The sequence below is a fragment of the Pseudoduganella sp. RAF53_2 genome, from assembly GCF_052113985.1.
Classification (GTDB): domain Bacteria; phylum Pseudomonadota; class Gammaproteobacteria; order Burkholderiales; family Burkholderiaceae_D; genus Rugamonas.
On sequence record NZ_JBFRDW010000254.1, the window covers coordinates 1 to 7,800 of the forward strand.

A 7,800-nucleotide genomic window follows, 5' to 3' on the forward strand; every position below is an offset into this window, starting at 1 on the left:
AGCTGGTAGCGCTGGCCCGGCTCGATGTTGCCGATGTGTGCATCCGGCAGTTCTTCGCCGTTGCACCACACGCGCACCTTGTCGCCGCCGGTGCGGCGGATATTCACGTCAAACATGGCGCCACGGAAGCGGCGCACGGCCTTCATGCCCGGCCATTCCTTCGGCAACTGCGGCACGATACGCAGCCCATCCGCATCGCCCTGCAATCCGCACAAGCCCTCGATCACACAACGGTAGACCCAGGACACGGTGCCCGTGTTGAACAGCTGGCTGGAACGGCCCGCCGTGCGCGGGTATTCTTTCCAGGCGCCGCGGTAGTAGTTCGGAATGAAGATCGGCAACTGGCCGCGCTGCAGATAATCCGCCTGGTCCGGCCCCGGAATCATTTGGCGCAGCAGCTTCCAGGCGCGCTCGGTTTCGCCGCCGTGATACAGGCTGTAGATGAAGAAGACCGCAGCGTGGTTGTACACGGCGCCGTTCTCCGCCGAGCCGGGATGCTTTTGCGTGACGCGGCCCACGTCGTCGCGCATCTTCGAATACGGTGGCGCGAACATCTGYACACCGTAGGGCGTGTATAGCTGCTGTTCGACTTCGTCCAGCATGGTTGCGCGCTGTCCGGCGCTGGCGGCGCCACTCAGCATCGACCAGGCTTGCGGGTTGAGGTAGATGCGGCCTTCCTTATCCGCCGCGACGCCGAAGACGACATTGTCGTCGGTGATGCCGCGCGCGAACCAGCGGCCATCCCACAGGTGCTGGTTGGCGGCCGCGTTCAGCGCCGCGCCACCTGCCTTGTATTTATCGGCGCCCGCCTTGTCGCCGCACTGTGCGCACATATCGGACCACAGGTTCATCGCATAGGCAGCGGCCACCGTCAGCCAGCCGGAAACGCCCTTGCCTTTGTAGCCAACCATATTCATCGGATCGCACCAGTCGCCTTGTGCGATGAAGCTCAGGCCACGCTCATCGCGGTCCTTCATCAGCCAGTCCATCGCGGCGGACATGCGCTGCGCTACCGTCAGTGTTTTGCCGTCGGTACCGGTTACCTTTTGTTCCAGCAGCGCATAGTCGCCGGTTTCGTCCAGATAGACCTTCATGCAGACCGGCAGCCACACGCAGTGGTCGGTGTGCGGCACCTGGTTGATGTATTTCAGCTCGGCGCCTTCGTACAGCAGAATCCCGTCCGGCATGGCGCCCGACACTTCCTGCTGGCCCAGCGCGTGCACAAAGGCAGCGCGTGCGACTTCGGGCTTGATGAAGGCCATGCCCATATTGTCCTGCAGGTAGTTGCGCGTCTGCGGGTCGGTGCTCAGGCGGTTCACGTCGCCGTGATAGAAAACCTGGCGCGGCAGCCAGTGATTCACGAAGTTATTCAACTCCAGATCCGGCGTTTCGATCGACAGGCAGCCGTAGCCGCCCTCGACGTATTCGGCGTAATCATGTTTCGCCGCGGCGAAGGCTTCGGCGCACAGGTATTTCTCGCGCATGGCCCGAATTTCGTCGTCATCCAGCGCGGGGCCGAACAGGAAGCGATAGTCGCGGCTCGCACCGGCGGCCAGCGCGACGCGGTATTGCACCACGGCGGCAGGTGTTTCGTAGCGCGCATCGCCGCCCGCCAGCGCCGGCTGCGCCAGCGCGGACGGGGCATGCAGCCCGCCCTCGCCTTCGAACGCTTCCTGGCAGACTTCCCACGCATCGGGTGGCGTCTCGCACAGGAAGTAAGTCTTGTCCTTGAAGTCCTTCTGCTTGAAGTAATCGGCCACTTTCTGATACGGCGCCACGCAGCTGGCAACGATGCCGCCCAGGTCCGCGCGGTATTCGCCAGACTGGTTCATCCACGACATATAGCCAATCGGGAAGTAGGGATAGACGCTGATGCGGCGCGCACGCCCGGAAAGATCGGTCACGCGCAGCGACCACAGTTCGGCCACGTCATCGACCGGCAGGCCCAGTTCCATCTGCACGCGCAGGCCCAGATGTTCGACGGTCCATGCGATATCACTCTTGCCAGCGACGAAGCTGAAGCTGTCCACCTTGGCGCGCACCGGCTCGTACGGCGCCGAGAAGAACTCGCCCGTCTCTTCGTCCTTGATATAGAAGAAGCGGCCCGGATGATGGGCGTAGTAGCCCTGCTCCGGCTGCATGAAAGTCTTCGCCTCCAGGTTCGGCGCGTGCGCGTATTTCGCAGGCTCGGGCTGCATGAACTGCGCCACGGCATAGCCGCGGCAGTTCATCTGAATCATCATTTTGCGGTTCCACAGGAAGCCTGCGGCGCGCCGCATGGCGGTGGGCGACAGCAGTTCGTAGCGGTCACCGTTGTCGATCGGGCGAAGCATTATCTTGACTCCAGGTCGGACTGTATCTGTTTCAGCGTTTTGCTGTCCAGGTTATAGAAGAACATGACGGCCACCGCCAGCAAGGCGAAGGCTGCGGGAATGAGGGACATCAGCCACACGATGCCCGCTTGAGAGCCGGTGGACTGCGCAGCGTTCGGCACATAGCCCAGCGCCGTGAACAGGGAGCCGATCACGGCCACCGCCAGCGCAGTGCCCAGTTTTTGCGAGAAGGTGGCGGCAGCGAAGGTCATGGCGGTGGCGCGGCGGCCGGTGCGCCACTGGTTGTAGTCGGCGGTGTCGGCATACATCGAGAAAGCCAGCGGCGACTTCGGCCCCAGCACCAGGCCCATGCCGATCTGCAGCGCGAACATCAGCCAGATCTGGTCCTTCGGCACGATGAAGAATACGGCCGACAGCACGGCGGTGGTGGACATCAGGAAGATCATCAGTGTCTTCTTGTCCGCGAAGCGCGTCATCACCGGCGTCAGTGAGGCGCCGGCAGCGGCGGACAGCATATAGGCCGGCACAAAGGCCGCCATCAGATCCGGACGGCCCACGTAATACTTGAAGTAGTAAGCCGCCGTGGTGGTGCGCAGCGTAATGGTGACCATGATGATCAGCGCCAGGAAGAACAGCACGATCCATGGCCGGTTGCCCGCCAGATCGCGCACGTCCTGCCAGACATTGGTCTTCTGGCCCTCAGGCGGCGCGATGCGCTCGCGCGTGTTGGCGAAGGTCAGCACGAACAGAATGGAGGCCGCGATGCCCCAGGCGATCATCGTCAGCTGCCAGCCCAATTTTTCATTGCCGCCACCCAGCCAGTGCACCATGGCGGGCGTGGCGGCCGTCACCAGGGTACTGCCGCCAAACGCAAAAATGAAACGCAGGCCATTGATGGTGGAACGCTCCTGCGGATCGGCAGACATCACGCCGGACAGGGCGTTGTAGGGAATGTTGATGCCGGTGTAGCACACCATCATCAGCAGATAGGTCGCATAAGCCCACACCAGTTTGCCGTCGGCGGAGAGATTGGGCGTGGTATAGGTAAGCACGGCGGCGCCGGCCAGCGGCACGGCCATCCACAGCAGATAAGGGCGGAATTTTCCGAAACGGCTGGCGGTGCGGTCGGCCGCTGCGCCAATCATCGGGTCCGTGAAAGCATTGATGATCTTAATGAGGAACATCATCGACGCGGCGGCCGCGGCGGAAATGCCGAAAACGTCCGTATAGAAGATCAGCATGAACGTGGCGATATTGGCCCAATAAAAATTGAAGCCCATGTCCGCGATGCCATAGCTGATTTTCTCCCGCCAGGTCAGGACCACATCAACCTCTCAAAAAAAGTGCTGCGCGAAGCACGCGCCCGCGCAGCAGAAACAGGCTAGGGAGAGTGTACCCCACCTGCCATCGGATCATGATAGCGCTATCATCAAACAAAGCCGCCCGCCTGTCAACATAAAAAAAGCGGCCCATGCGGGCCGCTTTCGTTTGCGGGCAAATGCTGTCGGTTTAAACGACGGCGCCGCCTGTTTCGTCGTTCTTTTCCTTGACCGGCTTGATCAGGTCTTCACGCTTCACGCCCAGCCACATTGCGACGGCAGCCGCCACGAACACGGAGGAGTAAATACCGAAGCAGATGCCGATGGTCAGCGCGATCGCGAAGAAGTGCAGGGTCGGGCCGCCCAGGAACAGCATGGACAGCACCATCATCTGCGTGCAGCCGTGGGTAATGATGGTACGGGAGATGGTGGAGGTGATCGCATTGTCGATCACTTCACGCACGCTCATCTTGCGCTGCTTGCGGAAGTTTTCGCGGATACGGTCGAAGATAACCACCGACTCGTTGACCGAGTAGCCCAGCACCGCCAGTACCGCCGCCAGCACGGTCAGCGAGAATTCCCACTGGAAGAAGGCGAAGAAGCCCAGGATGATCACCACGTCGTGCAAGTTAGCGATAATCGCCGCCACTGCGAATTTCCATTCGAAGCGGATGGCCAGGTAGATCATCACGCCGATCACCACCATCACCAGAGCATTCAGGCCGTTCTGCGCCAGTTCCTCACCGACCTGCGGGCCGACGAATTCGGCCTTCTGCAGCGAGATCACTTCGTTACCGGCGGCGTCCGCGCAGCCGGTCTTGTTCACGTGTTCACCCTTGGCGGTCACGCTGTCGAAGGCCTTGACGCTGCCGCCTTCCACCTTGCACAGCTCAGCGAAGACCGTTTGCGAAGTCTTGTCGCTGGACAGGCCCGGCTTGATCGGCAGGCGCAGCATGGCGTCGCGTGCGGTGTCGATACTGGTGACTTCAGGCTGTTCATAGCCCATGCCTTCCAGCGTATGACGGATCTTCTCCAGGTTGGCCGCCTGATGGTACTGCACTTCCATCACGGTGCCGCCCTTGAATTCGACGGAGAAATGCAGGCCCTTGTGAACCAGGAAGAAAACAGCCGCCACGAAGGTCAGCGCCGAAATCACGTTGAAGATCAACGCGTGGCGCATGAAGGGGATGTCTTTACGGATGCGGAAAAATTCCATGTCGTCCTCTTATTCGATTACTTCGCTGCGGAGCCGCCAGGCACCCAAACGGTGCCGATGGACAGGGATTGCAGCTTCTTCTTGCGGCCGTACCACAGGTTCACCACGCCACGCGATACAAAGACGGCGGAGAACATCGAGGTCAGAATACCCAGGCAGTGCACCACGGCAAAGCCGCGCACCGGACCCGAACCGAACACCAGCAGCGCCAGGCCCACGATCAGGGTGGTGACGTTGGAGTCCAGAATGGTGTGCCATGCGTGGTCGAAGCCGACGGAGATGGCCGCCTGCGGATTGGCGCCCGCGCGCAGCTCTTCGCGGATACGCTCGTTAATCAGCACGTTGGCGTCAATTGCCATACCCAGCGCCAGCGCGATTGCGGCGATACCCGGCAGGGTCAGGGTGGCCTGCATCATGGACAGCAGGGCCACCAGCAGCAGCAGGTTGATGCCCAGCGCCAGCACGCTGAAGAAACCGAACAGCATGTAGTAGATGATCATGAAGATCGCGATCGCCGCGAAGCCGTACATCGTGGAGTGGAAGCCCTTGGCGATGTTCTCGGCGCCCAGCTGCGGGCCGATGGTGCGTTCTTCGATGGCTTCCATCGGCGCGTACAGCGCACCGGCGCGCAGCAGCAGCGCCAGTTCAGTGGAGTTCTCGATGCTGCCCATGCCGGTGATCTGGAACTTGCTGCCCAATTCGGACTGGATGGTGGCAACGCTCAGCACTTCCGGCTTGCCCTTCTCGAACAGCACGATCGCCATGCGCTTGCCGACGCGCTCGCGGGTCGCTTCGCGCATCTTGCGGCCGCCGTCGCCGTTCAGGTCCAGGCTCACGGCCGGCTGCTGGTTCTGGTCGAAGGTGGCGGTGGCGCTGGAGATGTAGTCGCCGGACAGCACCACGTCCTTGGTCAGTACCACTGGCACGTTCTTGCCGACGGTGAACAGCTCGGAGTTGTACGGAATCGCGGAGGTCAGCTCGGTGCCTGGGGTGATGGTGTCGTCCACCATGCGCACTTCCAGGGTCGCAGTGCGGCCGATGATGGACTTGGCGCGGGCCACGTCCTGCACGCCAGGCAGCTGCACAACGATGCGGTCGGCGCCCTGCTGCTGAATCACCGGCTCGGACACGCCCAGTTCATTCACGCGCTTGCCCAGAGTGGCAATGTTCTGCTGCACGCCGTTGTCCAGAGTCGCTTTCAGGGCGGCCGGCTTCAGGGTGACGGTCAGGGTCAGGTCGGCGCCGTCTGTGCCTTCAGCAAAGGCGACGTCAGGCTGGCGGTCGGTCAGCACGGCTTCGGCGGCCTTGCGGGTCGCATCGTCGCGGAACTTGATCAACACCGAATTGCCCACGCGGTCGATGCCGGCGTGGCGCACATTCTTGTCGCGCAGGTCGCTACGCACGGCAGCCTGGATGCCCTGGATACGCTTGGTCAGCGCAGCCTTGGTGTCCACCTGCATCAGGAAGTGCACGCCGCCGCGCAAGTCCAGGCCGAGGTACATCGGCAGYGCGCGCAGCGATTGCATCCATTGCGGGGTGTTCGGCATCAGGTTGACCGTCACGATATAGCTTGGATCGTTCGGATCGGGGTTCAGGCCTTTGTCCAGTGCCAGGCGGGCCTTGAACTGGGCGTCGGTATCCGGGAAGCGCACTTTCACGGAGTGGGTGACGCTCGGATCGAAGGTGATGCCGTCCTGTTTGATATTGTCCTTCTTCAGGACCTCCTCCACCTGCGTCGCCACAGCGCTGCTCACCTTGAGGGTGGCTTTGCCGCTGGTGATCTGCAGGGCGGGCGATTCGCCGAAGTAGTTTGGCGCCGTGTAGAGTGCGCCCAGCAGCACCACGACGACGATCAGGATATATTTCCAGAGGGGATAGCGATTCATATTCTTCAGCGTTCAGTCAACACAAAGCGGGCGGCTCGTGGCCGCCCGCACCGGTTTTCTTACAGACCCTTGAGCGTGCCCTTCGGCAGCAGGGTGGTGATCGAAGCTTTCTGCACCACGATTTCGGTGCCTTGCGAAACTTCAACCGTCACATAGGCGTCGGTCACCTTGGCCACTTTGCCCAGCATGCCGCCGGCGGTAACCACTTCGTCGCCCTTGGCCAGTGCGTCCATCATGGCCTTCTGTTCCTTGGCGCGCTTCTGCTGCGGACGGATCATGAGGAAGTACATGACCACGAACATCAGGATCAGCGGCAGGAAAGTAGACAAATTGCTCATGGTTGCAGCATCAGCGCCTTGAGCATATGCGTTGGAAATGAACACGGTGACTCCAATTAGTGTTTGAAAAAATAAGCGCTGTATTCTAGCACCCGCTGAAGTGGCCGAGATTGGGGCCTATATCACTTTTTGCAATAGTTTGCTTAAACACCACGCGCGCGGTCCGCGTGGAACTGTTTTACCCAGTCCGGGAAGCGGTCTTCGTCCAGGGCATCGCGCATCTGCTGCATGATGTCCAGGTAATAGTGCAGATTGTGGATGGTGTTCAGGCGCGCCCCCAGAATCTCCTGCGCACGGTGCAGGTGGTGCAGGTAGGCGCGGCTGAAGTTACGGCAGGCGTAGCAGGAGCAGGTCGGGTCCAGCGGTTCCTTATCATCCTTATAACGCGCGTTCTTGATCTTGATGTCGCCGAAGCGGGTGAAGATCCAGCCATTGCGGGCGTTCCGGGTCGGCATCACGCAGTCGAACATGTCGACGCCGTTCGATACGCCCGCCACCAGGTCTTCCGGCGTGCCGACCCCCATTAGATAGTGCGGCTTGTTTTCCGGCAGGCGCGGGCCGAAGTGTTCCAGCACGCGCATCATGTCTTCCTTCGGCTCGCCGACCGACAAGCCGCCAATCGCCAGGCCGGGGAAGTCGATCTTTTCCAGGCCTTCCAGCGATTCGTCGCGCAGGGATTCGAACATGCCGCCCTGGACGATGCCGAAC

At 61.4% G+C, this 7,800-nt stretch carries 6 protein-coding genes; all 6 read right to left on the minus strand.

All coding sequences use genetic code 11. The annotated features are described in order from the left end of the window. Positions 1-2,333 (minus strand): GH36-type glycosyl hydrolase domain-containing protein (locus AB4Z11_RS16060; RefSeq protein ID WP_442026250.1); only part of this gene is annotated, 2,333 nt, incomplete at its 3' end. After that, positions 2,333-3,658 carry an MFS transporter gene (locus AB4Z11_RS16065; RefSeq protein WP_442026251.1) on the minus strand — a complete coding sequence of 442 codons (1,326 nt, stop codon included), beginning with the start codon at positions 3,656-3,658 and terminating at the stop codon, positions 2,333-2,335. The genes AB4Z11_RS16065 and AB4Z11_RS16060, both read right to left, overlap by 1 nt. A 184-nt stretch (positions 3,659-3,842) precedes the next feature. Next, positions 3,843-4,868, minus strand: a complete 1,026-nt coding sequence (gene secF / locus AB4Z11_RS16070) for a protein translocase subunit SecF (protein WP_442026252.1) — start codon at positions 4,866-4,868, stop codon at positions 3,843-3,845. A gap of 17 nt (positions 4,869-4,885) precedes the next feature. Beyond that, complete coding sequence (gene secD / locus AB4Z11_RS16075; RefSeq protein WP_442026253.1) at positions 4,886-6,754, minus strand: protein translocase subunit SecD; 1,869 nt, start codon at positions 6,752-6,754, stop codon at positions 4,886-4,888. A 59-nt stretch (positions 6,755-6,813) separates the two neighbouring features. Further along, the gene (gene yajC / locus AB4Z11_RS16080; protein WP_442026254.1) at positions 6,814-7,092 is read right to left on the minus strand and encodes a preprotein translocase subunit YajC; all 279 of its coding nucleotides are present in this window, start codon (positions 7,090-7,092) and stop codon (positions 6,814-6,816) included. 143 nt (positions 7,093-7,235) lie between these two features. Next, positions 7,236-7,800 (minus strand): tRNA guanosine(34) transglycosylase Tgt (locus AB4Z11_RS16085; protein ID WP_442026255.1); only part of this gene is annotated, 565 nt, incomplete at its 5' end.

Excerpts from the sequence above, each read along its gene's own strand:
- yajC (WP_442026254.1), bottom strand. The coding sequence starts at position 7,092 with ATGAGCAATTTGTCTACTTTCCTGCCGCTGATCCTGATGTTCGTGGTC.
- secF (WP_442026252.1), bottom strand. The coding sequence starts at position 4,868 with ATGGAATTTTTCCGCATCCGTAAAGACATCCCCTTCATGCGCCACGCG.